This window comes from Streptomyces asoensis, assembly GCF_016860545.1.
Lineage (GTDB): Bacteria > Actinomycetota > Actinomycetes > Streptomycetales > Streptomycetaceae > Streptomyces > Streptomyces asoensis.
Map to the genome: position 1 here is coordinate 1,103,151 of NZ_BNEB01000002.1, position 23,834 is coordinate 1,126,984.

Consider the following 23,834-nt stretch of genomic DNA (forward strand, 5'->3'; position numbering starts at 1 on the left):
GTCGATTCGTCGATTCGTCGATGGTCAGCGGATGTCCGTGCTCCGGTCCAGGAGCGGGGCCGCGTCGGAGAGTACCCCGGCGATCCTGGCCAGCGTCGACTCGTCCCGCTCCACGGCGTCCAGCACCGGACCGCGCGTGGTGTTCCAGCGCCGCGCCACGGCGGCCGGGTCCTCGCCGGTCAGCAGACCCGCCGCCTGCGCCGCCGCCCCCAGCGCGACGAGCTCCTTCGCCTCGGGCACCTGGACCGGCCGACCCGACAGCCTGCGTACGGTCTGCTGCCAGGCCTTTCCGCGGGCGCCGCCGCCGATCAGCAGCAGCGGGGCCGAACGGTCCGCGTCCTCGTCCAGGACCAGGTCCAGCGCGCCGAGCAGCGAGTGCACGGCGCCGTCGTAGGCGGCCTGGAGGAGCTGGCCGGCGGTCGTGTCGTGCCGCAGCCCGTGCAGGAGGCCCGAGGCGTTCGGCAGGTTCGGGGTGCGCTCGCCGTCCAGGTAGGGCAGGAGGGTGAGGCCGGCGGCGGGTTCCACGGCCTCGCGGTCCAGGCCCAGCAGCGCGGCGACACGGTCGACGGCGAGGGTGCAGTTCAGGGTGCAGGCCAGGGGCAGCCAGTCGCCGTGGGCGTCGGCGAAGCCGGCCACCGTGCCCGTCGGGTCGGTGGGGCGGTGCTTGGCCACCGCGTACACCGTGCCCGAGGTGCCGAGGCTCAGCACGGGCGTGCCGGGGCGCAGCCCGAGGCCGAGCGCGGCCGCGGCGTTGTCGCCGGTGCCGGGGGCGACCAGCGTTCCCTTGGCGAAGGGCAGGTCGTGGCTGTCGCGTACGGTGCCCGCCACTTCGCCCGGCCGCACCACGCGGGGCAGCAGCGCGGGGTCGAGTCCCACGTGCGCGAGGATCTCCGCGTCGTACGACTCCGTCGCGGAGGCCCACCAGCCGGTCCCCGAGACATCGCCGCGGTCCGTGGTGCCCTCGCCCGTGAGGCGCTCGGTGAGGTAGTCGTGCGGGAGGCGTACGGCCTTGGTGGCGCGCAGGGCCTGCGGCTCGTTCTCCGCCAGCCAGGCCCACTTCGTGACCGTGAACGAGGCGGCGGGCACCGACCCGGTGCGCTCGGCCCAGAACCCTGCGCCGCCCAGTTCCTCGGTCAGCCGTCGGGCCTGCGGCGCCGACCGCACGTCGTTCCACAGCAGCGCGGGGCGCACCGGCTCGCCCCGCTCGTCCAGGGTGACCAGTCCGTGCTGCTGGCCGCCCACCGACACCGCGGCGGCCTCGCGGGCCGCGTCACCGCACTGGTGCAGGGCCTCGCGCAGGGCGTCCCACCACTGGCGGGGGTCGCTCTCGCGGCCCGCTCCGGAGGACACCGTGTGCGAGGCCTGGCCGCTCGCGACGACCTCGCCGGTGGCCGCGTCGACCACCAGCGCCTTCGTGGACTGGGTGGACGTGTCCACGCCGACGACGAGCGGACCCTCGGCTGCTGACATCGGGCTCTCCCTCAAGTTTTTCCGCGGCTCTGCGGGATCTGTCTTCCCAGAGATGCGTCCGCATACTAATTTGTAAACTGCCATGACGAAATAGTCGGCGACACAGTCTTCAAGCAAGGAGCCGTGGCATGAGCTACCAGCCCACCCCCGACGACAGGTTCACCTTCGGCCTCTGGACCGTCGGCTGGCAGGGACGCGACCCGTTCGGCGACGCCACCCGGCGCGCCCTGGACCCGGTCGAGTCGGTGCAGCGACTGGCCGAGCTCGGCGCCTACGGTGTGACCTTCCACGACGACGACCTGATCCCCTTCGGGTCCTCCGACAGCGAGCGCGAGGAGCACATCAAGCGCTTCCGCCAGGCCCTGGACACGGCCGGCATGACCGTGCCGATGGCCACCACGAACCTCTTCACGCACCCCGTGTTCAAGGACGGCGCCTTCACGGCGAACGACCGTGACGTGCGCCGGTACGCCCTGCGCAAGACGATCCGCAACATCGACCTGGCGGTCGAGCTCGGCGCGCAGACCTACGTCGCCTGGGGCGGCCGTGAGGGTGCGGAGTCGGGTGCCGCCAAGGACGTACGGGTGGCCCTCGACCGCATGAAGGAGGCCTTCGACCTGCTCGGCGAGTACGTGACCTCCCAGGGCTACGACCTGAAGTTCGCCATCGAGCCCAAGCCGAACGAGCCCCGCGGCGACATCCTGCTCCCCACCGTCGGTCACGCGCTGGCCTTCATCGAGCGCCTGGAGCGCCCGGAGCTGTACGGCGTCAACCCCGAGGTCGGCCACGAGCAGATGGCCGGGCTCAACTTCCCGCACGGCATCGCCCAGGCGCTGTGGGCGGGCAAGCTCTTCCACATCGACCTCAACGGCCAGTCCGGCATCAAGTACGACCAGGACCTGCGCTTCGGTGCCGGTGACCTGCGCTCCGCGTTCTGGCTGGTCGACCTGCTGGAGAGCGCCGGCTACGCGGGCCCGAAGCACTTCGACTTCAAGCCGCCGCGCACCGAGGACCTCGACGGGGTGTGGGCCTCCGCCGCGGGCTGCATGCGCAATTACCTGATCCTCAAGGAGCGTGCGGCCGCGTTCCGCAGCGACCCGGAGGTCCAGGAGGCCCTGCGCGCGTCCCGCCTCGACGAGCTCGCCCAGGCCACCGCCGCCGACGGTCTGGAGAGCCTGCTCGCCGACCGTACGGCCTTCGAGGAGTTCGACCCGGAGGCGGCCGCCGCCCGCGGCATGGCCTTCGAGCACCTCGACCAGCTCGCCATGGACCACCTTCTGGGTGCCCGCGGCTGAGCCCGCACGCGCGCGTGTGTGCGCACAGGTCAGGTGCACACACACGCGCGCGGGCCGGCCGCCCGACGACAGGCCTGCGCCCGGTCTTCCCGCACCGAACGCAGCCTGACCGCGCCGGAACGATCCGCAACGATCCGGAACGCGCATGAACGATCCGCAACGATCCGGAATGATGCGGTCCCTGACGCGGATCGCCACCGACGTGTATCAACTTCCCTGTGGGGCTCGCCTCCTGAGCCGTTCGCCGGGACGCTGGACGGTATGGCCATGCCGCCCGTACCGCCCCAGCCGCCCGGACCACCGGGCGGCACACCGCCTCCGGGCGGTTTCGGATCGCCCCCGCCCGGCTTCGGACCGGCCGACACGGCGGGAGGCGGCCACCGGCCGCCCCCACCGCCGGGCCGCGGGCGCGGGAACCTGCTCTTCGTGGTCCTCGCGCTGCTCGTCGCAGCCGGGGTCGTCCTCGCCGTCGTCCTGACGCGCTCCGACAGCGACGACTCCCCGGGCCATGAGCCCGGCGCCGTCAGCAGCAGCGGCTCCGCGGCCGATCCCTCCTTCGGCCTGCCGAGCGGTCTTCCGAGCGGCCTGCCGAGTGAACTGCCCTCGCGGTTGCCCAGCGGACTGCCCTCGGGGCTGCCGAGCAGCCTGCCGTCCGGGCTGCCGAGCGGTCTTCCGTCGGAGTTGCCGAGCGATCTGGAGTCGCTGCTGCCGTCGCTGACGGCGCTGCTTCCTTAGCGGCACGTGTGCGCCTGCGCCTCGACGGTACGCGCGCGTGGACGCGGACACCGCGTCGGACCACGCGCGCATGCGAGGCACGGCCCCTGCGGGCGTGCCGGGTTCGGGCTCTCCTACAGGCCGCGGGGCAGCCGCACGTAAGTGATCTTCGTCTCGATGCCGCTGTCGACCAGCCTGCCCTGCGCGTCGAAGGCGTCGGCGCCGTCCGTCATCCCGAAGTCGTTGTCGTTGGCGAGAGCCAGGGTGTCGTGGTCCACGACCGCGACACCCTCGATCTTGCCGGGAACTCCGGCGACCGTCCCGAGGTCGACGACCAGCCGCTTGGCCAGCACCGGGACGCCCGAGGCGGCGGGGTCGTCCAACTGCTCCAGCGAGGGCGACGTCCCGGCGTCGTCCCAGCGGCCGCCCAGGATGTCCGACGCCCGGCTCAGCCGTACCGCGTGCAGTCTGGCGGCCTTGTCCGTGCGTTCCTCCACGAGCAGGCGGTCGCCGCCGACGGCCACCACCGAGGAGATCTTGAGCTCGGAGGTGTCGTCCTCGCCCGGGTCGACCACACCGACCGGGTCGAAGCGGTAGGCGTACTCGGCGGTGACCGCCTTCCTGCCGGGCGAGAAGCGCAGCAGCCGGACGGTCCTCGACGCCTCTCCCGCGGCCGTGTCCGGCAGCGACAGCGGGCTCTGCACCGCCAGGACCAGGTCGCCGTTCGGGAGTTGGGCCAGGCCCTCGAAGCCGCGGTTGATCTTCCGGTGCAGCAGGACCGCGGGCAGCGCCTCCACCACCGGGTAGTCCGTGCCCGTGAGGTGCAGCCCCTGGGGCACGTACCGCGCCAGCACCTTCCCGCGGGCGGAGACGTGGACCAGCGAGGGCCCGTACTCGTCGACGAGCCAGAACCCCCCGTCCGCGGCCCGTACGACGCCCTCGGTGTCGAGCCCGTTCGGGTCGTACGACAGCGGCGTCCGTGCGTCGTAGGAGTAGGGAGCCTCGTCGCGTCCCGCCTGGTTCGGCAGCCCCGTCACGGGCTTGCCCGACGACGTGGTGACGGGAATCGCCTGCACCACCTTCACCGTGGCGCCGGAGACCCTGACGCGTACGATCGCCGGATCGAAGCCGGGCACGGGGAAGGTGCGGCGCTTGGTGCCACCGACCTTGATCTGTCCGTTGGGCCCGCGGTCGGTGACCGTCCAGAACTCGCCCTTGCGGCCCGCCGGGTAGATGTCGCTGCCGATGCCGCCGAGGTCGACGCCCCGGTCGTCGTCCACCGTGCCGGGCAGCAGTCCGTTGCTGAACGTGCCGAGCGGGATGTCGGAGAGCGCGGCGGTCCGTGTCACGTGGGCGTCCCGGGCCGGCGTGCCCGCGGCGGCCGGCCCGGCGGTGACGAGCGCGGCCAGGACGGCGAGCGGTACGCCCGCCGCGACACTTCGGTGGACGCGGCGCCGGCCGGTGGCGTGCGGGGACATCGGGCCTCCTGTGGAGAGGTCACGGCAAGTTCCGTGACAGCGGCCAGAGTTCGGGCACGCACCGAACGGCGCAAGACCTCCGGGTGAACGCGGGGCGTCGGCCGCCCGTCGGACCGGCGCCCCGCGCGACACCTACAGGACCGGGCGCCGGGAAAGCCCTTCCTCACCGTCGGGCCTCGCCATCGCCATCGCCATCGCCACCGCCAGGACCGTCGCCGGGTCGTGGCCGGCTTCCCCGGCCGGCCACCAGCGGCCACCCTCCTCGCGGTAGGGCCACCATCGGCCGTCCCGGCCCAGCCGCAGCTGGCAGGCCGCGCCCACCACCGTCCACCGGTTCGCCCGCGCGTGCAGGTGGGGCCGTTCGTCCTCCTCCCAGGCGGAGTCCAGCGCGGCACGCGCGCGTGCGAGCGTCTCGCCCTCCACGGACCACTCCTCCTCGCACACCGACAAGGCGTCCGCCGCTCCCTGGCGCCAGGCGAGCACGGCGGCCGCGAGTTCGTCCCGGTCGCGCCCGGATCCCCGGGCGAGCCGGTCCGTCAGGGCGTCGGCCGACGGACCGGCGCCTGTCGCCCCTTCGGGCATTCCGGCCGCCAGGCGTACGGCGTCCTGGGCCACCGTCGACCGGGCGGTCGGCTCCTGCCCTCCGGCGCCGCCGTGGAGCGCCTCCGCGAGCAGGGTGCGTGCCGCGACGGCCGTCAGCGCGGCCAGCGTCTCCAGTGCCGCCGGTTCGACTCCCGGCGGGGGCGGCGCGTCCGTGTCCAGCGAGGGCGGCACCCCCGGTCCCGCCGGCAGGTCGGGTGCCGTGGGCAGCGGGGGCAGGATGTCCCCGACGGCGTACGCCTCCGCCGCGTCGACCCCCTCGCGGTTCCCGCTCCCCTCGGCCCCCTCGCCGTCCCCACTGCCCCCACCGGGGGGCGCGTCTGCCCCGGGCGGGGTGGTGGTGCCGCGTGCCTGGAGGTCGTCCATCAGTCGTCGTTCGGTGCGTCCTCGAAGGAGCAGCAGGACGAACGGGTCCTGGTCGAGCAGTCTCGCCACCTGGTAGCACACCGCCGCCGTGTGCCGGCAGTGGTCCCAGGCGCCGCACCCGCACTCCGCCTCCAGCTCGCCGAGCCCCGGCAGCAGGTCGATGCCGGCCGTCCCGGCGTCCTCGACCAACTCGGGCGGCACCTCCCGGTCGAGCAGCGCGGCGACGTGGCCCGCGCGTTCCGCAGCGAGACCGAGGAGCCGGTCCCACCGGGCGTCGGAGAGCCTGTCGAGCAGCACGTCCGCCCGGTGCTGCACGAGATCGGTGTCCCGGACGACGGCGGTGACGCGTCCCGGCCGGACGGACACCGCGCCCACGGCACCCGCGCGTGCGAGCCGCCGTCCCGTCCTCACCTGCTCCGCGTCCAGCGCGCCGTCCTCGAGGGCCGTCAGCCACGCGCGCCCCCACCAGGTCCGCGCGAACGCGCCCCCGCGCGCGGGAGGCAGGGCGGCGAAGGTGCGTTCCTCGCCGTTGTCGTACCCGTTCATCGCGTGCCCTCTCTCAGCTCCACCAGGTCGGCCAGTTCGGCGTCCGTCAGTTCGGTGAACGCCGCCTCGCCGCCCGCGAGAACGGCGTCGGCGAGATCCTTCTTGCGGCGCAGCATGTCGGCGATGCGGTCCTCCACGGTGCCCTCGGCGATGAGCCGGTGCACCTGAACGGGCCGGGTCTGGCCGATGCGGTACGCCCGGTCCGTGGCCTGTGCCTCGACGGCCGGGTTCCACCAGCGGTCGTAGTGCACGACGTGCTCCGCGCGCGTGAGGTTGAGGCCGGTGCCGGCCGCCCTGAGGGACAACAGGAACACCGGGACCTCACCGGCCTGGAAACGCGCGACCATGGCCTCCCGCTCGGCGACCGGGACCCCGCCGTGCAGGAACCGGGTGGGGACGCCGCGGGCCGCCAGGTGCTGTTCCAGCAGCCGTGCCAGGCGCACGTACTGCGTGAAGACCAGCACGCTCGCCCCCTCGGCCAGGAGGATGTCGAGCAGCTCGTCCAGGAGTTCCAGTTTTCCGGAGCGCCCGGCCGTCCTCGGCCGTTCCTCGCCCAGGAACTGCGCGGGGTGGTTGCAGATCTGCTTGAGTGCGGTCAGGAGCTTCATGACGAGCCCGCGCCGCGCCATGTCGTCGGCTTCCGCGATCGCCGCCAGCGTCTCGCGCACCACGGCCTCGTACAGGCCCGTCTGCTCCTTGGTGAGCGCCACCGGGCGGTCGGTCTCGGTCTTCGGCGGCAGCTCGGGGGCGATCCCCGGATCGGACTTGCGGCGACGCAGCAGGAACGGTCCCACGAGCCGCCCGAGCCGTTCCGCCGCGGCCGGGTCGCCACCCGACTCGACGGCCGCGTACCGCTTGCGGAAGGCGCCCAGCCCGCCCAGCAGGCCGGGTGTCGTCCAGTCCAGGATCGCCCACAGCTCCGACAGGTTGTTCTCCACCGGGGTGCCCGTGAGCGCCACGCGTGCGCGTGCGCCCAAGGTGCGCAGCGCCCGCGCGGTCGCCGAGTACGGGTTCTTCACGTGCTGCGCCTCGTCCGCCACGAGCAGGCCCCACCGCACCGCGCGCAGGCGCCCCGCGTCGGACCGCAGCGTGCCGTAGGTCGTGAGGACGAACTCCCCGTCGGCCAGTGCCGTGAGGTCCCGCTGTCGGCCGTGGAAACGCCGCACGGGTGTGCCCGGCGCGAACTTCTCGATCTCCCGCTGCCAGTTGCCCAGCAGCGACGTCGGACAGACGACCAGCGTCGGGCCCGCCGCCGAGGGGTCGGTGTGCCGGTGCAGGTGCAGCGCGATCAATGTGACGGTCTTGCCCAGCCCCATGTCGTCGGCGAGGCAGCAGCCCAGTCCCAGGGCGGTGTTCCGGGCCAGCCAGTCCAGACCGCGACGCTGGTAGTCGCGCAGGGCGGCGTCGAGCGCCGCGGGCTGCTGGATCAGATCCTCGGTCCGCGGACGCGTCAGGTGCTCCCGCAGGGCCTCCAGCCATCCGCCGGGCCGCACGTCGACCCGGCGGCCGTCGACCTCGGCCGAACCCGTCAGAGCCGCGCCCAGCGCGTCCACGGGCGTCATCGTGCGGTCCTGCCGCGCACGGGCCCGGCGCAGTTCCCCCGGGTCGAGCAGGACCCATCGGTCGCGCAGGCGCACCAGAGGGCGGTCGGCCTCCGCCAGCCGGTCCAGTTCCTCGCGCGCCAGCTCCCGGTCGCCGAGCCCGAACCACCAGGTGAAGTCCAGGAGCGAGTCGGCGGACAGCAGGGACGGGGACGGCGTCCGCGAGACCGGCCGTGCGGGCCCCGGTCCATCCTCGGACGGTCCCACCACCGCACGCGTGGTCAGGGAGGCGGGCGCCAGTCCCTTCGGCCAGTGGACCTCGATCCCGGCGCCCGCCAACGCGCGCGTGCCGACTCCCAGGAGTTCGGTGACGTCTTCGTCGAGAAGTTCGACGGAGTCCGGGACGGTGGCGGCCAGCAGAGGCGCCAGCGCGGGCCAGGCACGGGCCGCTCGGCGCAGGGCGAGCAGGGCGTCCATCCGCGCGCGCGGGCCGAATCCCTCGCGCGGGACGCCGGGGTCCGTCCAGATCCGCGTGGCGTCCACGACGAGCGCGGGATCGCTCACGCTGTGCACCTGGGGAACGGCACGGAACCGGGGGCCCGCCTCGGCCGCCCCGTCGGGTGTGCCCGCCGCGGCCTCGGCGTCGTCGAGCCCCGACACCTCGATCCGCAGGGAGACACGGACGCCTGCGTCGTGTCCCGCGGCGACGTCGGCCGCCCAGGCGCGCAGCTCCGGCAGGCGCCGGGGCTGCCAGGCCGCGTAGGCCGGTCCGCCCGTCAGGAGCGGCGCGGCCGGCGTGCGGGGCAAGGCGTCCGCGACGGAGTCCAGGAAGGCGCGCAGCAACCGCTCGGGAGCGGGGAGCCGCAGGGGCGGGGTCTCGTCCACCGGCACGGCGTGTGCCTCGGGCGGCATCGAGGCGGCGAGCCTGCGCACCTGCTCCATGGCCTCCGGGTCCAGTGGGCCGATCCGCCAGGCGTCGTGGTCCCGCGGTGAGAGCCCGGGCAGCAGAAGGCCGCGTGCCACGCACCGCAGGGCGAGGAGCGCGGCGGCGCCCCAGAAGGCTCCCGCCCGGTGCCCGTCCGGTGCGACCCGTGCGCGCACGAGGGCGGGCAGCGCGTCTCCCACCGGGAGCAGGACGGCGGGGACGCGCGTGAGCGCGACGCCCGTCTCCGTGGGCCGCACGACGGACAGTTCCCGCGTGTGCGGCGGCGGGAGGGCGGGCAGGGCGGCGCCGTCGGGTCTCCAGAAGGCGACGTGCCCGGTACGGGCGGGATCGCCGGGCAGGAACAGGGCGGAGCATCGGCTCAGTTCGGAGAGGTCGGACGGTGTTCCCACGGGCATCCTCTGCGCGGAGATGAGTAGCTCCTCAAACTTGACTACTGGGGCGGAGTCGCCGAGGGTACAGCACTCGGCGGGCACGGCGGGCACGGCGGGCGTGGGCGCACCATGGTGGGGGAGGGCCCGAGTCCCGCGGACGCCCGTGCTCCCGCGGTTGTCGTGTGTCGCGGTTGTTCTCAGGGCTGTATCGGGGACGAGGCTCAGGGACGTATCAGGGTCGTCTCCGGAACCGCGGGCGGCGCGGAGCCGTTCTCATGGCAGAGAGCGGCAGGGGCCGCGAAGGAGGCGACGCACATGTCGAGGAACGCGAAGATCGCCGCAGGCGGTGTGGCGGTCGGACTGCTGTTGCTGATCTGGTTGCCGTGGTGGGCGGCCCTGCTGATCGTGCTGGGGGTCCCGGCGGCGGCCTACCTCACGCTGGACCCCTCGCAGCGGCGCAGACTGCGCCGTGTCTCCCGCAAGGAACTCGGCCGGTGAGTGACGGGGACCGCGCCGCGGTCCCCGTCCTCGTACACCCCGGCCGGCCGGACACCCGTGGGGCCCGGTCGCGCCCGCCGCGGGGGCGCGTCGGCCTCAGAGCGGACGCACGGCCATCTTGTCGAGCGCTTCCAGGAGCCCGGGCAGTTCCGGTCCGCGGCCGACCGGCAGCACCTCACCGGGTGCGTCGTCGAGCAGCACGAACGCGATGTCGTCGGTCCTGGCCACCAGCGACCAACCGGGGCCGTCGGCGCGCAGGGTGCGCGCGTCACCGGGAGCGAACGACGAACGCACCCGCCCGAGCGGGGGCGGAGAGTCCACATAGGCGCGCACCTCGGCCAGGACGCGTCTGATGCCCTGATGCCCCTTCCCCGGGCCCTTCGCGGCGCCGTCGTCCCCGGCACCCCCCTCCGCGGCAGCGACCTCCCCGGCGGGCCGGGCGGTCGCACCGGACCCGTCAGCCCGGCCGTCCCGGTCGTCCCGACCGGCGTCGTCGCTCCCGGAGCCCGTCTCCGTGTCCGCGCGGGGGCCGACCGCGAAGTCCGCGTCGTCGATCTGCTCGCGCCACACGGCCCACTGGAGCGCGATCTCGTCGGCTCCCAATCGCCGCTGGGCCGGACCCCACCTGGTCGTGTCCGGGGGCGACAAGGGCGGTCCTTCGGCGATCTCGGGCGCGGGATCGTGCGGCTCGGGCACGCCCGGAGCCGCCACGGCGACCGCGAGCGGCCAGCCGGGCAGCGCGGCGACGACCGTCCGCTCGCCGGGCGAGAGGTCGTACTCCATGCCGCAGTCCCACGACGCGATGGCCACGGCCACCAGGGACACGTCGTCGATGACGACCGTCCAGCGCGCGCCCTCGCCGTCCTGGCCCAGCACCAGTCCGTAGCCGTCGGCGAGCGGCGGGAGGCCGAGCGCCGCACAGGCCTCCGGGTAGTCGTCGCCCAGCGCGCTCGGGAACTTCGCCGGCGTCAGCAGCACCGCCGTGAGCACATAGAGCGCGTCGTCCGCGGCGGCGACGGCGTCCTCGTCCGTCCCGGCCATCCCAGCCTCCCCATAGGTTTGTCCAACGGCGCGCACCCTAGTGCGGCGGGAAGGCGCTTGTCACGGCCGACCGACATACCCGGAGCTGCGGTTTTCCGGTCGGACGGGGCGAATCGACCACTCCGGGCCGTCGGATGCGTCACGCCGACGGCAGTCCGAGGAGTTCACGGGCCACGACCCGCGGCGACTCGCCGCGCTCCCGGGCGAGCGCGACGACCGCCCGACAGGCCAGTTCGTTGACGCCGAAGGAGAGCGCCTCGGGCGACACCCAGCCCGCCGCTTCGTCGATGCCCTCCTGATCGTCCGCCGCGCACGCGCAGACGTACGCGGCGGCCGCCTCGAACAGATTGCGCGGACGCCTTCCCTCACCGGGCGGGCGCCCTCCGGCCGTCCCGTTCCCGCCGGCACCCGACCGGGAGTGCCACGCGTCACGCCATCTCCCGCAGACCTTGCGGACCGAGCCGAACACACCGACCACCTTCCCCTGCGTCCTGCCGCGACGGGCCGTCCATGTCCTCCTCCTCAAACTAGGGTTGGAGCTCCGGCGGCAGAAGGGGGACGGTGCGGTGAAGCGCTTCGAACGGCTCGGGCGGATCCTGCGGATGGACCCGTACGCGGACGCGGCCGAGATCTACCGGCTCACCGCGGCCTACGAGTTCCCGTGGGACATCAGCCGCGCTCTGGAACTGGCCCTGTACCGCACCTACGCGGTCCCCGCCATCGGGCGCCTGCTCGCGGAGACGGCGGAGCTCACCGACCGCACGCAGAAGCGCTACGACGACACCGCCCTGCTGCTCGACGCCGTCGTCGAGCACGGCTTCGACAGCGAGCAGGGACGGACGGCGGTCCGGCGCATCAACCGGATGCACCGCTCCTACGACATCGCCGACGACGACATGCGGTACGTGCTCTGCACCTTCGTCGTCGTGCCGAAGCGATGGATCGACGCCTACGGGTGGCGCCGGCTGTCACGCCACGAGATCGTCGCCGCTGCGGAGTACTACCGCACCCTGGGGCAGCACATGGGCATCAAGGACATCCCAGGAACCTACGAGGAGTTCGAGGCCTGCCTCGACGCGTACGAGGAGGCTCACTTCGGCTGGGACGAGGGAGCGCGGCGGGTTTCGGACGCGACGCTCGCCATGACGGCCTCCTGGTACCCCCGGCCGCTCGCCCCCGTCCTGCGCTCCGCCACCCTCGCGCTCCTCGACGAACCCCTGCTCGAGGCATTCCGCTACGCCCCGCCCGGCCCCGCCGTCCGCGCGGTGGTGCGCGCTGCGCTCCGCGCGCGGGGGCGAGCGGTGCGGCTGCTGCCGCCGCGCCGCGCACCGCACCACGCGCGGCAGAACCGGGAGATCAAGGGCTATCCGAACGGCTACCGGCTGGCCGAACTGGGCACCTGCCCGGTCCCCGGCGTCCGGGGCTGTCCCGTCCGGCACACCGGTGGGCCGGACGGCGGATGAGATGACGTGGCGCGCCGCCCGTCGGGTGCGCGCCGCGGGACGGTGAGCGCTCAGGGTTCGCGGACGGCGAGGGCGAGGAAACGGGAGTCCTCGTCGGCGTACGACGTCATGCGCCAGCCGGAACCGGCCAGCAGCGGCCGGAGGTTGGCTTCCGCGCGCAGGTCCTCCGGTGTGATCCGCCGTCCCTGCCGGGCCGCGAGTGCCGCCCGGCCGATCGGGTGGAACAGCGCCAGCGTGCCACCGGGACGCACCACCCTCGCCAACTCCCGCAGGTTCTCCTGCGGCCGGGGCAGATGGGCCACGAGGCCCGCCGCGAACACCGCGTCCAGTACCGCGGAACGCAGCGGCAGGCAGGCCACGTCGGCGAGCACCAGGTGGCCGTCCCGTCCCCGGCCGGCCCGTACGGCGGCCGTCAGCATGGCCGACGTGAGATCCACGCCGACGACCACTCCGGTGGGCCCGACGGCCTCGCGCAGCGGGGGCAGAGCCCGTCCGGTGCCGCAGCCGGCGTCCAGCACCCGGTCCCCGGGGCGCAGACCGAGGTCGCCGACCGCCGCGGCGTAGGCCGGACCGTCGTCCGGGAAGCGGCGGTCCCAGTCCGCGGCCCGTGCGCCGAAGAACTCCTGCACGCGTGTGTGGTCGTCGCTCATGCTCCGCATGATCCCTCACCGACACGGACGACGCCTCGGCGCACACGTTCGAGCGTGACCCGATCGTTCCGGCGCAGTACTGCGCCACATTCCAACCGCTTTCGAAATGCGCCCCCTTCGTGCTCCCGTGCCCCGGCTAGCGTCCCCTGGCCATGGGACACCTGGACCACGCAGCCTTCGGCTGGCTGACCCCCGTGCTGTCGTACGTCATGGCCTGCGTCGGGGCCGCTCTCGGGCTGCGCTGCACCGTGCGCGCCCTCGCAGCCACCGGGCGCTCGCGCCGCAACTGGCTCGTCACCGCCGCCTCGGCGATCGGCACCGGCATCTGGACCATGCACTTCGTGGCCATGCTCGGCTTCGCCGTCGGCGGCACCGACATCCGCTACGACGTCCCGCTGACCGTACTCAGCCTCGTCGTCGCCATGGCCGTCGTCTGCGCCGGTGTCTTCGCCGTCGGATACGGCCGAGACCGCACGCGCGCGTTGCTGATCGGCGGACTCACCACCGGCCTGGGGGTGGCCAGCATGCACTACCTGGGCATGGCCGCCGTCCGGCTGCACGGCGCCGTCACCTACGACCCCGTGCGCGTCGGACTCTCCGTCCTGATCGCCGTCGTCGCGGCGACCGCGGCCCTCTGGGCGGCCCTCAACATCAGGTCGCCCCTCGCGGTCACCCTCGCCTCGCTCGTCATGGGGGCGGCGGTCACCAGCATGCACTACACCGCCATGTTCGCGGTGAACGTCCGGGTCACGCCCTCCGGCGCGACGCTGCCCGGGGCCACGGCGATGCAGTTCATCTTCCCCCTCGCCGTCGGCCTCGGGTCCTACCTCTTCCTGACCTCGGCCTTCGTCGCGCTGTCGCCCACCTCGGGGGAGCGCGAGGCGTCCGCCTCGGCACAGCAACCGATGGACAGCCCCACCGGACGACAGCAGGCCTGGCCCGTCTGACGCGACCGGTCCGCCCCGAACCCCTTCCGAGCGAGGAGGCCATGCGTACACCCCGTAGGACCCCCACGGCAGGCGCCGACGCGCCGCCCCCCGCGCGCGGGCGCCGTGCCCACGCCGGACCCCCCGCCGACGAGAGTCCGTCCGACCGGACGGACGGCCCGACGGGCGGACCGGCGGACGCGGCACCCCCGCGCGCGGCACGCTGGCCCGTCCGCCCGCGCACCGTACGCGCCAAGATCGTCTGCCTCCTGATGGTGCCGGTCGTCTCCCTGCTGGCCCTGTGGGCGTACGCCACCGTCAGCACCGCCCAGGACGTCTCCCGGCTGCGCCAGTTGCAACGGGTGGACTCCGAGGTCCGGGCCCCCGTGGCGGCCGCCGTGGCAGCGCTCCAGGCGGAGCGCGCCTCAGCCGTGCGGTACGCGACCCGTCCGGCGCCCGGGCAGGACGGCGACCTGAGGACGCTCGCCGAACGCACGGACCGCGCGGTGTCGGCCCTGCGGCTCGGTGACGACAGCACCGTCGCCGACGCCCAGGAACTGCCCGAGGGCGTGGCCCGGCGGCTCGAGACCTTCGTCTCCGGAGCCGAGACGCTGCCCTCGCTGCGGACCTCGGTGCTCGGCGGCGGCGCCGACTGGCAGGAGACGTACGCCCGGTACACGAGCACGATCTCGGCCGCCTTCTCGGTCGGTGGCGCCCTCTCCGGCATCCAGGACGCCGAACTCGGCTCCGACGCGCGCGTGCTGCTGGAGTTCTCCCGCGCGGGGGAGGCGCTCGCCCAGGAGGGCGCCGTACTCGCCGGCGCCCGCCTGTCCGGGCGGCTCGACGGGGACGGACTGCGGCTCTTCACCGGCGCCGTCGGCACCCGCCGCACCCTGACCGAATCGGCCGTCGCGGACCTGCGCGGAGCCGAACGCACCGCCTGGCAGCGCCTCGCCGCGGGCAGCGCCTACGCGTCCCTGTACGCCGCCGAGGACAAGGTGCTCGCCCGGGACCCGGGCGCGAAGGCACTCGCCGCTGCTCCCGCGGCCGTCTGGGACAACGCCCACGCACGCGTGCAGGGCGGCATGCGGACCATCGAGGCGGAGACGGGGCGCGGCGTCGCCGACCGCGCCGACCCGTTCACCCGGGGGCTGCTCACCTCGGCCGGCGCGGCGGTCCTGCTGGGGCTCGCCGCCGTCGTCGCCTCACTCGTCGTCTCCGTGCGCATCGGCCGCGGACTCGTCGTCGAACTGGTCGGTCTGCGCAACAGCGCGCTGGAGATCGCCCGGCGCAAGCTCCCGGAGGCCATGCGCAGACTGCGCGCCGGGGAGGAGATCGACGTCCGCGCCGAAGCACCGACGGGACCCGCGGCGGAGGACGAGACCGGTCAGGTCGCCGAGGCCCTCGCCACGGTCCACCGGGCGGCGCTGCGGGCCGCCGTGGAGCGCGCCGAACTCGCCGGCGGCATCTCCGGGGTGTTCGTCAACCTCGCGCGCCGCAGCCAGGTCCTGGTCCACCGTCAGCTGAGGCTCCTGGACAGCATGGAGCGCCGCTCCGACGACCCGAACGAGCTGTCCGACCTCTTCCGCCTCGACCACCTCACCACCCGTATGCGGCGCCACGCGGAGAGCCTGATCATCCTCTCCGGGGCCGCGCCCGGCCGGGCCTGGCGCATGCCGGTGTCCCTCACCGACGTGGTCCGCGCCGCCGTCTCCGAGGTCGAGGACTATGCGCGCGTGGAGGTACGGCAGTTGCCCGAAACGGCCGTCATCGGGACCGCCGTCGCCGACCTCACCCACCTGCTCGCCGAACTCGTCGAGAACGCGGCCCAGTTCTCGCCCCCGCACACGCGTGTGCGGGTCACCGGTGAGCCGGTCGGCAACGGATACGCCGTCGAGGTGGAGGACCGCGGCCTGGGCATGGGCAAGGAGACCCTCAGCGAGGCCAACCGCCGTATCGCGCAGTCCGAGGCGCTGGACCTCTTCGACAGCGACCGGCTCGGGCTGTTCGTCGTCAGCAGACTCGCCGCCCGGCACGACATCAAGGTGCATCTGCGCACCTCGCCCTACGGCGGGACCACGGCCGTGGTCCTGCTGCCGACGGCCCTGCTGCACACCGGCAAGCCGGAACGTTCCGCCCCGGAAGCGACGGAGGCGGAACCGCCCGCGCAACGCGTGCAGGCGCGCGTGTCCGCCCCCGACCGGTCCATCGCCGCCGACCGGTCCATCGCCCCCGACCGGTCCATCGCCGCCGACCGTCCCACGGCCACCGACCGGCCCGTCGCCGTTCCCCGGCAGGAAGCCGTCCCCGCCGCCGCCGACCGCCCCGCGCTGGCGGCTCCCGCCCGGGCCGCGGAACCCGCGGCCGCCGGCCCCACGCCTCCCGGAGTCACCACCTTGCGCCTGCACCGTCCCCCGGACGACCCCGACGGATCGGACGACCTCCCGCGCCGGGTCCGGCAGACCCACCTCGCCCCCCAACTGCGCAGGCAGCCCGCGGAGGAACCGGCCGAGCCGTCCGGCCCACGCGGCGGCGAAGGACGTACCCCCGAACTCGTACGCGACCGGATGTCCGCCTACCGGGACGGCTGGGCCCGGGGCGGCGGCAGACGACCCGGCCGCGGATCCCGCCCGCACCCCGGAGCGGGCAGTGACAGCAGCGAAGGAGACCACGGATGATCCAGGATCCGAGCACGAGGCCGGCCCAGCGGTCCGGTGAACTGGACTGGCTGCTGGACGACCTGGTGATGCGGGTGAGCGAGGTACGGCACGCGGTGGTGCTGTCCAACGACGGCCTCGCCGTGGGCGCCTCCACCGACCTCAGGAGGGAGGACGCCGAACACCTCGCCGCCGTGGCCTCCGGCTTCCACAGCCTCGCCAAGGGCGCGGGGCGCCACTTCGGGGCGGGCGGGGTACGCCAGACGATGGTGGAGATGGACGACGGCTTCCTCTTCGTGGCCGCCGCGGGCGACGGCTCCTGCCTGGCCGTCCTCACCGCGGTGACCGTCGACATCGGCATGGTCGCGTACGAGATGGCCCGGCTGGTCAAGCGGGTCGGTGAGCATCTCTACTCGGCACCACGCCTCGCCTCGCGGCCGCCCGCCGCCGGATGAGACGAGAGAGCGACCCGCGCAGATGACCGAGGACATGACCGGCCCCCCGCGTGAGCCGGGCAGCCAGTGGTACGACAACGAGGCCGGCCCGCTCGTGCGCCCCTACGCCATGACGGGCGGGCGCACGAAACCCGGGCCCACCGGAGTGCGTTTCGACCTGATAGCGCTGGTCACCCTGGACCCCGGCGCACCGGGCACGGACGGCGCGGCGCTCGGACCGGAACACCGCGCCCTCATCGCCCTGTGCCGCAAGGAGACCCAGTCCGTCGCCGAACTGTCGGCCGGCGCGGACCTTCCCGTGGGCGTGGTCCGGGTGCTCCTCGGAGATCTGCTGGAACTCGGCCGCGTCAGGGTCAGCCGCCCCGTGCCGCCCGCACAACTGCCCGACGAGCGGATCCTGCGCGAAGTCATCGAGGGGCTGCGCGCCTTGTAGCCGACACCTCGGAGCATCCCGGACGCGTACGGACGCACCGCACACCGACTCGGGCACGTCTTCGGACCCGGAGCGGACAAAAGTCGGTCACATCAGGCGGACAGCGGTCGAACCCCTCACGGGAGCACCGCGGTTGTCATGATGCTGACTTCGCAGCGCGGCGCCGAGACCGCGCGTGAGCCCGGCGCCGCGGAACGGCGCACCCCTCGACCCCGACCGTTGCCGACACTCCCGAGAGAAGTGATCCATGGTCTCCGAGCACTGCGATGCCACGGGCGGCGACACGACCCCCCTGGCGTTGAAGATTCTGGTCGCCGGCGGATTCGGCGTCGGCAAGACCACGATGGTGGGCGCGGTCAGCGAGATCAAACCGCTGCGCACCGAGGAACTGCTGAGCCAGGCCGGACGTTCGGTGGACGACACCGAAGGCGTGGACCAGAAGGTGACGACGACCGTCGCGATGGACTTCGGCCGGATCACCATCCGCTCCGGCCTCTCCCTCTACCTGTTCGGCACGCCCGGACAGGACCGCTTCTGGTTCCTGTGGGACGAGTTGTCCCAGGGGGCCCTGGGCGCGGTGGTCCTCGCCGACACCCGGCGGCTCGAGGACTGCTTCCCCGCGGTCGACTACTTCGAGCACCGGCACATCCCGTTCGTCGTCGCCGTCAACTGCTTCACGGGCTCGCGGACCTACGGCGCCCAGGACGTCTCGCGCGCCCTCGACCTCGACGGCGGCACCCCCGTCGTCCTGTGCGACGCCAGGGACCGCGACTCGGGCAAGGAGGTACTGATCCGGCTGGTCGAATACGCCGGGCGGATGCACACCGCCCGGCTCCTCGACTCCGTGGGCTGACGGAACCCCGACCTGAGCATGGACAGGGGGTTTCGGGGTCCGCCCGGTGCCCTCAGTCCGCCACGCGCTTCTGCGCCAGGACCTTGTCGACGGCGACGCGCACGAGCAGTTCACCCGGGACGCCGTTGCGGGCACCGAACTCCTCGGCCCGTTCCTCGCCCATGTAGCGCGCCGCGAGACGGGTCGCCCAGTGCCGGACCTCGTCGAGGTCCTCCGAGACGCGCGCCCGGCCCTGGAGCACCACGAAGTCGAACGGCGGGCGGTCGTCGTCGACACACAGGGCGACCCGGCCGTCGCGGGTCAGGTTGCGGCCCTTCACCGTGTCCCTGCCGGTGTTGAACACCACCTCGTCCCCGTCCAGCAGGAACCAGATCGGCGCCACGTGCGGGCTGCCGTCGGCCCGTACGGTGCAGAGCTTCCCGGTGCGGGTGCCGTCCAGGACGAACGCCCGCCATTCCTCATCGGTCATCTTCTGTGCCATGCCGCCATCCTCCTTGCTCCCGCGGCCGCTCGTGGGGAAGGCTGGCGGGCGGATTCTCCGCAGCGGCGGAGGAGCACACGGGGAACGTCACACGGGGAGCGGGACATGGCGCAGAACCAGGGGCTGGGCTGGCTGCTCGACGACCTGACCGGGCGCGTCGACCACGTACGGCACGCACTCGTCCTGTCGACCGACGGGCTGGTGGCGGGAGCCAGCACCGGACTGCCGCAGGAGGACGCCGAGCACCTCGCCGCCGTCTCGTCCGGACTGCACAGCCTGGCCAAGGGCTCCGGGCGGCACTTCGGGGCGGGCGGAGTGCGGCAGACGATGATCGAGTTCGACGACGCGGTGCTGTTCGTCACCGCCGCGGGCACCGGCAGCTGCCTGTGCGTGCTCAGCGACGCGGAAGCCGACATGGGGCAGATCGCCTACGAGATGACCCTGCTCGTCAACCGGGTCGGGGAGCACCTGACCGTGGACGCCCGACAGCCCGACCGCGCACCACTCGAAGAGCTCTGACCTGGACTTCTGTCCCTCCCCGTGGAGTTATCCACAGGCCCCGCGGCAGAGCGGCGATCCCGGCTACGGTTTTTCCCGGGGCCACCGCCGACGGCGTGGGCCCGCTCCGCACCACATCACTCCACGGGGGAGACCGACCATGTCAGACAGCACCGTCACGCGACCGCACCCCGACTTCCGCACGCCGGGCCGAGCGGCGCGTGAACTCGAATTGAAGCGAAGCGAGTACGACCTCGCGGTACACCTCGGACGCGTCAGGACCGTGCCCGACGAGGGCGGCGGGGGCCACAGGGTGGCCCGCGCGGAGATCGAGCGGCTCCGCGCGGACCCGGGCTTCCCCGAGACCCTGCGCAAGCGCGTGCTGGCCGTCGGCACCCGCGAGGGCGCCGCCCTGCTCGGGGTGGCCCCCACCCGGTTCACCCGCCTCGCCCGGCTGGGACTCATCGTGCCGGTCACCTTCTACCTCAACCGGTACCGGGCCGTCGTCTGGCTGTACCTCGCGGACGAACTCACGCAGTTCGCCGCCGAGCGGAGCAACGCCTTCCTGCTGTCGGGGCGCACCCCGGAGGCGCTGCGGAGCCGACTGGCCGCGGGCGTCGACCTGCGGGCCCGGAACTGGCGCGGACGTCACCTGGGCTTTCTGTGCCGTCGGGCCGAAGGCCCCTGGCAGCGCGCCGGAGCCCTGGCCGCCCTTCTCGACCCGCTCCAGGTCTCGCAGATCGTCAAGGACCCCTACGAACGCTCCCACCTGAACAGGTTCCGGCCGGGACCCCCGGGCCACAGCACGCCCGGCACGCCGGCCGCCCACCTCGTCGAGAAGATCGCCACAGCGTCCGACCCCGACGAGATCGCATGGCTCAGGGCCGACCTGGCACGCACCCTGGAAGAAGCCCGCGCCGCGCAGCCAGCGCCCCGCCCCGCACCGAAACCGGTCCCGGCTCCGCCCACCGGGCCACCGGACCCGCCCGGCCTGCCCGGTCGGCCGACACGCGGCCTGCTGAGCCGGCTGCGCCGCCGGGGCGGGTGATCCACCCGACCTACAGCGCCCGGAACAGGCCCTCCTGGACGACGGACACCAGCAGACGTCCCTCCCGGTCGTAGATCCGCCCGCGGGCCAGACCGCGGCCGCCGGTGGCGATCGGCGACTCCTGGTCGTACAGGAACCACTCGTCCGCGCGGAACGGCCGGTGGAACCACATCGCGTGGTCCAGCGAGGCCATGTCGAAGTTCCGCGGCCCCCACAGCGGCTCGACCGGAAGCCGCACCGCGTCGAGAAGGGTCATGTCACTGGCGTAGGTGAGCGCGCAGGTGTGGACGAGCGGATCGTCGCCGAGCGGCCCGACCGCCCGCATCCACACCGCGCTGCGCGGCTCGGCCTCCTTGACGTCCTCGTCGGTCCAGCGCAGCCGGTCCGCGTAGCGGATGTCGAAGGGCTGGCGGCGGGCCATCCGCTCCAACTGCTCCGGCAGCGCGCCCAGATGCTTACGGATCTCCTCGGCGACCGTCGGCAGGGACTCCGGGTCCGCGACCTCACGCGCCGGCGGCAACTGGTGCTCGAAAGGACCTTCCTCAGGCTTGTGAAAGGAGGCGGTGAGATTGAAGATCGTCCGCCCCTGCTGGACCGCGGTGACCCGGCGGGTCGTGAACGACCGCCCGTCCCGCACCCGTTCGACCTGGTACACGATCGGGACACCCGGTCGGCCCGGGCGCAGGAAGTACGCGTGCAGCGAGTGCACGGGCCGGTCCCCGTCGGTGGTCCGGCCGGCCGCGACCAGCGCCTGTCCCGCCACCTGGCCGCCGAAGACCCGTTGCAGGGACTCCTGCGGACTGCGGCCGCGGAAGATGTTGACCTCGATCTGCTCGAGGTCGAGCAGGTCGACGAGCCTCTCGGCCGGATTCGTCATCGGTGTGTCTCTCCTGTGCCCGTGCCCTCGTGCGTGTCCGCTCCGCTTCTCACAACTGGCCCACCGCGGTGACCCGGACGACCGCGCGGCCCTCGGCGTCGGACGCCGTGAGGTCGACCTCCGCGCTGATGCCCCAGTCGTGGTCGTCCTCGGGGTCGTCGAAGATCTGGCGGACCCGCCACAGGGCGTTCTGCGGCTCCTCCTGGATGACCAGCAGCTTCGGGCCCCGGGCGTCGGGGCCGGTGCCGAGGTCGTCGTACTCGTCCCAGTACTTGTCCATCGCCTCGCCCCACGCGTCGGCGTCCCAGCCGGACTCGCCGTCGAGCTCGCCCAGCTGGTCGACGTGGTCCAGGGCGGCGAGCTCGACACGACGGAACATCGCGTTGCGGACCAGGACCCGGAAGGCCCGGGCGTTGGCCGTGACCGGCTTGACCTCGTCCGCCTTCTCCTGCGCCTCCTCGGCCGTCATCTCCGCCGGGTTCGCGAGCTGCTCCCACTCGTCGAGCAGGCTGGAGTCCACCTGGCGCACCATCTCGCCCAGCCACTCCACCAGGTCCTGGAGGTCCTCCGACTTGAGATCGTCGGGGACGGTGTGGTCGAGGGCCTTGTAGGCGCCGGCCAGGTAGCGCAGCACGATCCCCTCGGTGCGGGCCAGCTCGTAGTAGGACACCAGCTCCGTGAAGGACATCGCCCGCTCGTACATGTCGCGGATGACGGACTTCGGCGACAGCGGATGGTCGCCCACCCACGGGTGACTCCTGCGGTAGGTGTCGTACGCGTGGAAGAGCAGCTCCTCCAGGGGCTTGGGGTACGAGACGTCCTGGAGACGCTCCATCCGCTCCTCGTACTCGACACCGTCCGCCTTCATCGCGGCCACGGCCTCGCCCCGCGCCTTGTTCTGCTGGGCGGCCAGGATCTGGCGCGGGTCGTCGAGCGTGGACTCCACGACCGAGACCATGTCGAGCGCGTAGGACGGCGACTCCGGGTCCAGCAGTTCGAACGCGGCCAGCGCGAAGGTGGACAGCGGCTGGTTCAGCGCGAAGTCCTGCTGGAGGTCCACCGTGAGGCGGACGACACGGCCCGTGGCATCCGGCTCGTCGAGCTTCTCGACGATCCCGCCGTCCAGGAGCGAGCGGTAGATCGCGATCGCGCGCCGGATGTGCCGCAGCTGCTGCCTGCGCGGTTCGTGGTTGTCCTCGAGCAGGTGACGCATCGCCTCGAAGGCGTTGCCGGGACGGGCGATCACCGACAGCAGCATCGTGTGGGTGACCCGGAAGCGGGACGCCAGCGGCTCCGGGTCGGACTCGATGAGCTTGTCGAAGGTGTTCTCCGTCCAGCCCACGAACCCCTCCGGCGCCTTCTTGCGCACCACCTTGCGACGCTTCTTCGGATCGTCGCCGGCCTTGCTGAGGGCCTTCTCGTTCTCGATCACGTGCTCGGGGGCCTGCGCGACCACCAGGCCCGCCGTGTCGAAGCCGGCCCGGCCGGCCCGGCCCGCGATCTGGTGGAACTCCCGGGCCCGCAGCGTGCGCACGCGGTTGCCGTCGTACTTCGTCAGCGCCGTGAAGAGCACCGTGCGGATGGGGACGTTGACCCCCACGCCGAGCGTGTCCGTACCGCAGATCACCTTCAGCAGACCGGCCTGCGCGAGCTTCTCCACCAGGCGCCGGTACTTGGGCAGCATGCCGGCGTGGTGGACGCCGATGCCGTGCCGCACGTAGCGCGAGAGGTTCTGACCGAACTTCGTGGTGAAGCGGAAGTTGCCGATCAGGTCGGCGATCCGCTCCTTCTCCTCGCGCGAGCACATGTTGATGCTCATCAGCGCCTGCGCCCGCTCCACCGCCTGGGCCTGCGTGAAGTGCACGATGTAGACGGGCGCCTGCCTGGTCACCAGCAGGTCGCTGAGCGTCTCCGTCATCGGGGTGTAGCGGTACTCGTAGGACAGCGGCACGGGCCGGGTCGCCGAGCGGACCACGGACGTGGGACGGCCGGTGCGCCGCGCGAGGTCCTTCTCGAAGAAGGACACGTCGCCGAGCGTGGCCGACATGAGCACGAACTGCGCCTGGGGCAGCTCCAGGATGGGGATCTGCCAGGCCCAGCCGCGGTCGCCCTCCGCGTAGAAGTGGAACTCGTCCATGACGACCTGGCCGACGTCGGCGTTGCGGCCGTCGCGCAGCGCGATCGAGGCCAGCACCTCGGCCGTGCAGCAGATCACCGGGGCGTCGGAGTTCACGGACGCGTCGCCGGTCAGCATGCCGACGTTCTCCGTGCCGAAGATCTTGCACAGCTCGAAGAACTTCTCCGACACCAGCGCCTTGATCGGAGCCGTGTAGAAGGTGACCTCGTCACGGGCGAGCGCGGCGAAGTGCGCGGCCGCCGCGATCATGCTCTTGCCGGATCCGGTGGGCGTCGACACGATCACGTTCGCCCCGGAGACCACCTCGATCAGCGCCTCCTCCTGGTGGGGGTAGAGCGTCAGACCACGCTCCTGCGCCCAGGACTCGAAGGCTTCGTACAGGGCGTCGGGATCTGCGGTCGGAGGCAACTGATCGATGAGGGTCACGCCCCCATCTTGCCTGCCCGCGTCCCGGAGAGGGGAATCGGATGCCGGCCCGAAGATCACGAAC

21 protein-coding genes are annotated in these 23,834 nt (G+C 73.2%); 11 read left to right on the forward strand and 10 right to left on the reverse strand.

The window, feature by feature from the left end; genetic code table 11:
- Window positions 1-24 precede the first annotated feature (24 nt).
- Window positions 25-1,470, reverse strand: coding sequence for a xylulokinase (gene xylB, locus Saso_RS07925; RefSeq protein ID WP_189922807.1), 1,446 nt, complete (start codon window positions 1,468-1,470; stop codon window positions 25-27).
- 128 nt (window positions 1,471-1,598) lie between these two features.
- Between xylB and xylA the strand changes: the two genes are divergently transcribed.
- Both xylA and Saso_RS07935 read left to right on the forward strand, forming a co-directional pair.
- Window positions 1,599-2,765 carry a xylose isomerase gene (gene xylA / locus Saso_RS07930; protein WP_189922805.1) on the forward strand — a complete coding sequence of 389 codons (1,167 nt, stop codon included), beginning with the start codon at window positions 1,599-1,601 and terminating at the stop codon, window positions 2,763-2,765.
- A 261-nt stretch (window positions 2,766-3,026) separates the two neighbouring features.
- The gene (locus Saso_RS07935) at window positions 3,027-3,500 is read left to right on the forward strand and encodes a hypothetical protein (RefSeq protein WP_189922803.1); all 474 of its coding nucleotides are present in this window, start codon (window positions 3,027-3,029) and stop codon (window positions 3,498-3,500) included.
- A 113-nt stretch (window positions 3,501-3,613) separates the two neighbouring features.
- On the opposite strand, the gene Saso_RS07940 is transcribed toward Saso_RS07935, so the two are convergent.
- The 3 genes from Saso_RS07940 to Saso_RS07950 form a co-directional block, all read right to left on the reverse strand.
- Window positions 3,614-4,957 carry an esterase-like activity of phytase family protein gene (locus Saso_RS07940; RefSeq protein WP_189922801.1) on the reverse strand — a complete coding sequence of 448 codons (1,344 nt, stop codon included), beginning with the start codon at window positions 4,955-4,957 and terminating at the stop codon, window positions 3,614-3,616.
- A 132-nt stretch (window positions 4,958-5,089) separates the two neighbouring features.
- Window positions 5,090-6,469: an SWF or SNF family helicase gene (locus Saso_RS07945; RefSeq protein ID WP_189922799.1), complete on the reverse strand. Its 1,380-nt coding sequence runs from the start codon at window positions 6,467-6,469 to the stop codon at window positions 5,090-5,092.
- A complete protein-coding gene (locus tag Saso_RS07950) occupies window positions 6,466-9,351 on the reverse strand; it encodes a DEAD/DEAH box helicase (protein WP_189922797.1) in 2,886 nt (961 codons plus the stop codon). The genes Saso_RS07945 and Saso_RS07950 overlap by 4 nt, the downstream gene beginning before the upstream one ends.
- 291 nt (window positions 9,352-9,642) lie before the next feature.
- Between Saso_RS07950 and Saso_RS07955 the strand changes: the two genes are divergently transcribed.
- The gene (locus Saso_RS07955) at window positions 9,643-9,825 is read left to right on the forward strand and encodes a hypothetical protein (protein ID WP_189922795.1); all 183 of its coding nucleotides are present in this window, start codon (window positions 9,643-9,645) and stop codon (window positions 9,823-9,825) included.
- Between the two features lie 96 nt (window positions 9,826-9,921).
- Here Saso_RS07955 and Saso_RS07960 read toward each other — a convergent pair whose 3' ends face one another.
- Window positions 9,922-10,866, reverse strand: a complete 945-nt coding sequence (locus tag Saso_RS07960; protein WP_189922793.1) for a hypothetical protein — start codon at window positions 10,864-10,866, stop codon at window positions 9,922-9,924.
- A gap of 139 nt (window positions 10,867-11,005) precedes the next feature.
- Window positions 11,006-11,335 carry a hypothetical protein gene (locus Saso_RS07965; protein WP_189922791.1) on the reverse strand — a complete coding sequence of 110 codons (330 nt, stop codon included), beginning with the start codon at window positions 11,333-11,335 and terminating at the stop codon, window positions 11,006-11,008.
- Between the two features lie 97 nt (window positions 11,336-11,432).
- On the opposite strand from Saso_RS07965, the gene Saso_RS07970 reads away from it, so the two are divergent.
- A complete protein-coding gene (locus tag Saso_RS07970; RefSeq protein ID WP_189922789.1) occupies window positions 11,433-12,329 on the forward strand; it encodes an oxygenase MpaB family protein in 897 nt (298 codons plus the stop codon).
- Between the two features lie 50 nt (window positions 12,330-12,379).
- On the opposite strand, the gene Saso_RS07975 is transcribed toward Saso_RS07970, so the two are convergent.
- Window positions 12,380-12,979 (reverse strand): class I SAM-dependent methyltransferase, encoded by a 600-nt coding sequence (locus Saso_RS07975; protein WP_189922787.1) that lies wholly within the window; start codon window positions 12,977-12,979, stop codon window positions 12,380-12,382.
- Window positions 12,980-13,131: 152 nt separating this feature from the next.
- Between Saso_RS07975 and Saso_RS07980 the strand changes: the two genes are divergently transcribed.
- From Saso_RS07980 to Saso_RS08000, 5 genes are all read left to right on the forward strand, one after another.
- Complete coding sequence (locus Saso_RS07980; protein ID WP_189922785.1) at window positions 13,132-13,926, forward strand: MHYT domain-containing protein; 795 nt, start codon at window positions 13,132-13,134, stop codon at window positions 13,924-13,926.
- 41 nt (window positions 13,927-13,967) lie between these two features.
- Entirely contained in the window at window positions 13,968-16,583 is a 2,616-nt protein-coding gene (locus tag Saso_RS07985; RefSeq protein ID WP_189922783.1) for a sensor histidine kinase, read from the forward strand.
- Window positions 16,580-17,017, forward strand: coding sequence for a roadblock/LC7 domain-containing protein (locus tag Saso_RS07990; RefSeq protein ID WP_189922781.1), 438 nt, complete (start codon window positions 16,580-16,582; stop codon window positions 17,015-17,017). Before Saso_RS07985 ends, Saso_RS07990 begins: the two co-directional genes overlap by 4 nt.
- 22 nt (window positions 17,018-17,039) lie before the next feature.
- Window positions 17,040-17,450, forward strand: a complete 411-nt coding sequence (locus Saso_RS07995) for a DUF742 domain-containing protein (RefSeq protein ID WP_189922779.1) — start codon at window positions 17,040-17,042, stop codon at window positions 17,448-17,450.
- A gap of 247 nt (window positions 17,451-17,697) precedes the next feature.
- The gene (locus tag Saso_RS08000) at window positions 17,698-18,303 is read left to right on the forward strand and encodes a GTP-binding protein (protein WP_189922777.1); all 606 of its coding nucleotides are present in this window, start codon (window positions 17,698-17,700) and stop codon (window positions 18,301-18,303) included.
- Window positions 18,304-18,355: 52 nt separating this feature from the next.
- On the opposite strand, the gene Saso_RS08005 is transcribed toward Saso_RS08000, so the two are convergent.
- Complete coding sequence (locus tag Saso_RS08005) at window positions 18,356-18,784, reverse strand: PPOX class F420-dependent oxidoreductase (protein ID WP_189922775.1); 429 nt, start codon at window positions 18,782-18,784, stop codon at window positions 18,356-18,358.
- 105 nt (window positions 18,785-18,889) lie between these two features.
- On the opposite strand from Saso_RS08005, the gene Saso_RS08010 reads away from it, so the two are divergent.
- Together Saso_RS08010 and Saso_RS08015 are read left to right on the forward strand one after the other, a co-directional pair.
- Window positions 18,890-19,303: a roadblock/LC7 domain-containing protein gene (locus Saso_RS08010; protein WP_189922773.1), complete on the forward strand. Its 414-nt coding sequence runs from the start codon at window positions 18,890-18,892 to the stop codon at window positions 19,301-19,303.
- Between the two features lie 139 nt (window positions 19,304-19,442).
- Window positions 19,443-20,330 carry a DUF6397 family protein gene (locus Saso_RS08015; RefSeq protein ID WP_189922771.1) on the forward strand — a complete coding sequence of 296 codons (888 nt, stop codon included), beginning with the start codon at window positions 19,443-19,445 and terminating at the stop codon, window positions 20,328-20,330.
- Window positions 20,331-20,340: 10 nt separating this feature from the next.
- On the opposite strand, the gene Saso_RS08020 is transcribed toward Saso_RS08015, so the two are convergent.
- Window positions 20,341-21,207 (reverse strand): acyl-CoA thioesterase, encoded by an 867-nt coding sequence (locus Saso_RS08020; protein WP_189922770.1) that lies wholly within the window; start codon window positions 21,205-21,207, stop codon window positions 20,341-20,343.
- 49 nt (window positions 21,208-21,256) lie between these two features.
- On the reverse strand, window positions 21,257-23,770 hold the full coding sequence (locus Saso_RS08025) for a DEAD/DEAH box helicase (protein ID WP_189922768.1): 2,514 nt from the start codon (window positions 23,768-23,770) through the stop codon (window positions 21,257-21,259).
- Window positions 23,771-23,834 lie beyond the last annotated feature (64 nt).

What these genes read in the sequence shown, in the direction of transcription:
- xylB (WP_189922807.1), bottom strand. Translation starts at nt 1,470, where the DNA reads ATGTCAGCAGCCGAGGGTCCGCTCGTCGTCGGCGTGGACACGTCCACC.
- xylA (WP_189922805.1), top strand. Translation starts at nt 1,599, where the DNA reads ATGAGCTACCAGCCCACCCCCGACGACAGGTTCACCTTCGGCCTCTGG.
- Saso_RS07935 (WP_189922803.1), top strand. Translation starts at nt 3,027, where the DNA reads ATGGCCATGCCGCCCGTACCGCCCCAGCCGCCCGGACCACCGGGCGGC.
- Saso_RS07940 (WP_189922801.1), bottom strand. Translation starts at nt 4,957, where the DNA reads ATGTCCCCGCACGCCACCGGCCGGCGCCGCGTCCACCGAAGTGTCGCG.
- Saso_RS07945 (WP_189922799.1), bottom strand. Translation starts at nt 6,469, where the DNA reads ATGAACGGGTACGACAACGGCGAGGAACGCACCTTCGCCGCCCTGCCT.
- Saso_RS07950 (WP_189922797.1), bottom strand. Translation starts at nt 9,351, where the DNA reads ATGCCCGTGGGAACACCGTCCGACCTCTCCGAACTGAGCCGATGCTCC.
- Saso_RS07955 (WP_189922795.1), top strand. Translation starts at nt 9,643, where the DNA reads ATGTCGAGGAACGCGAAGATCGCCGCAGGCGGTGTGGCGGTCGGACTG.
- Saso_RS07960 (WP_189922793.1), bottom strand. Translation starts at nt 10,866, where the DNA reads ATGGCCGGGACGGACGAGGACGCCGTCGCCGCCGCGGACGACGCGCTC.
- Saso_RS07975 (WP_189922787.1), bottom strand. Translation starts at nt 12,979, where the DNA reads ATGAGCGACGACCACACACGCGTGCAGGAGTTCTTCGGCGCACGGGCC.
- Saso_RS07980 (WP_189922785.1), top strand. Translation starts at nt 13,132, where the DNA reads ATGGGACACCTGGACCACGCAGCCTTCGGCTGGCTGACCCCCGTGCTG.
- Saso_RS07985 (WP_189922783.1), top strand. Translation starts at nt 13,968, where the DNA reads ATGCGTACACCCCGTAGGACCCCCACGGCAGGCGCCGACGCGCCGCCC.
- Saso_RS07990 (WP_189922781.1), top strand. Translation starts at nt 16,580, where the DNA reads ATGATCCAGGATCCGAGCACGAGGCCGGCCCAGCGGTCCGGTGAACTG.
- Saso_RS07995 (WP_189922779.1), top strand. Translation starts at nt 17,040, where the DNA reads ATGACCGAGGACATGACCGGCCCCCCGCGTGAGCCGGGCAGCCAGTGG.
- Saso_RS08000 (WP_189922777.1), top strand. Translation starts at nt 17,698, where the DNA reads ATGGTCTCCGAGCACTGCGATGCCACGGGCGGCGACACGACCCCCCTG.
- Saso_RS08005 (WP_189922775.1), bottom strand. Translation starts at nt 18,784, where the DNA reads ATGGCACAGAAGATGACCGATGAGGAATGGCGGGCGTTCGTCCTGGAC.
- Saso_RS08010 (WP_189922773.1), top strand. Translation starts at nt 18,890, where the DNA reads ATGGCGCAGAACCAGGGGCTGGGCTGGCTGCTCGACGACCTGACCGGG.
- Saso_RS08015 (WP_189922771.1), top strand. Translation starts at nt 19,443, where the DNA reads ATGTCAGACAGCACCGTCACGCGACCGCACCCCGACTTCCGCACGCCG.
- Saso_RS08020 (WP_189922770.1), bottom strand. Translation starts at nt 21,207, where the DNA reads ATGACGAATCCGGCCGAGAGGCTCGTCGACCTGCTCGACCTCGAGCAG.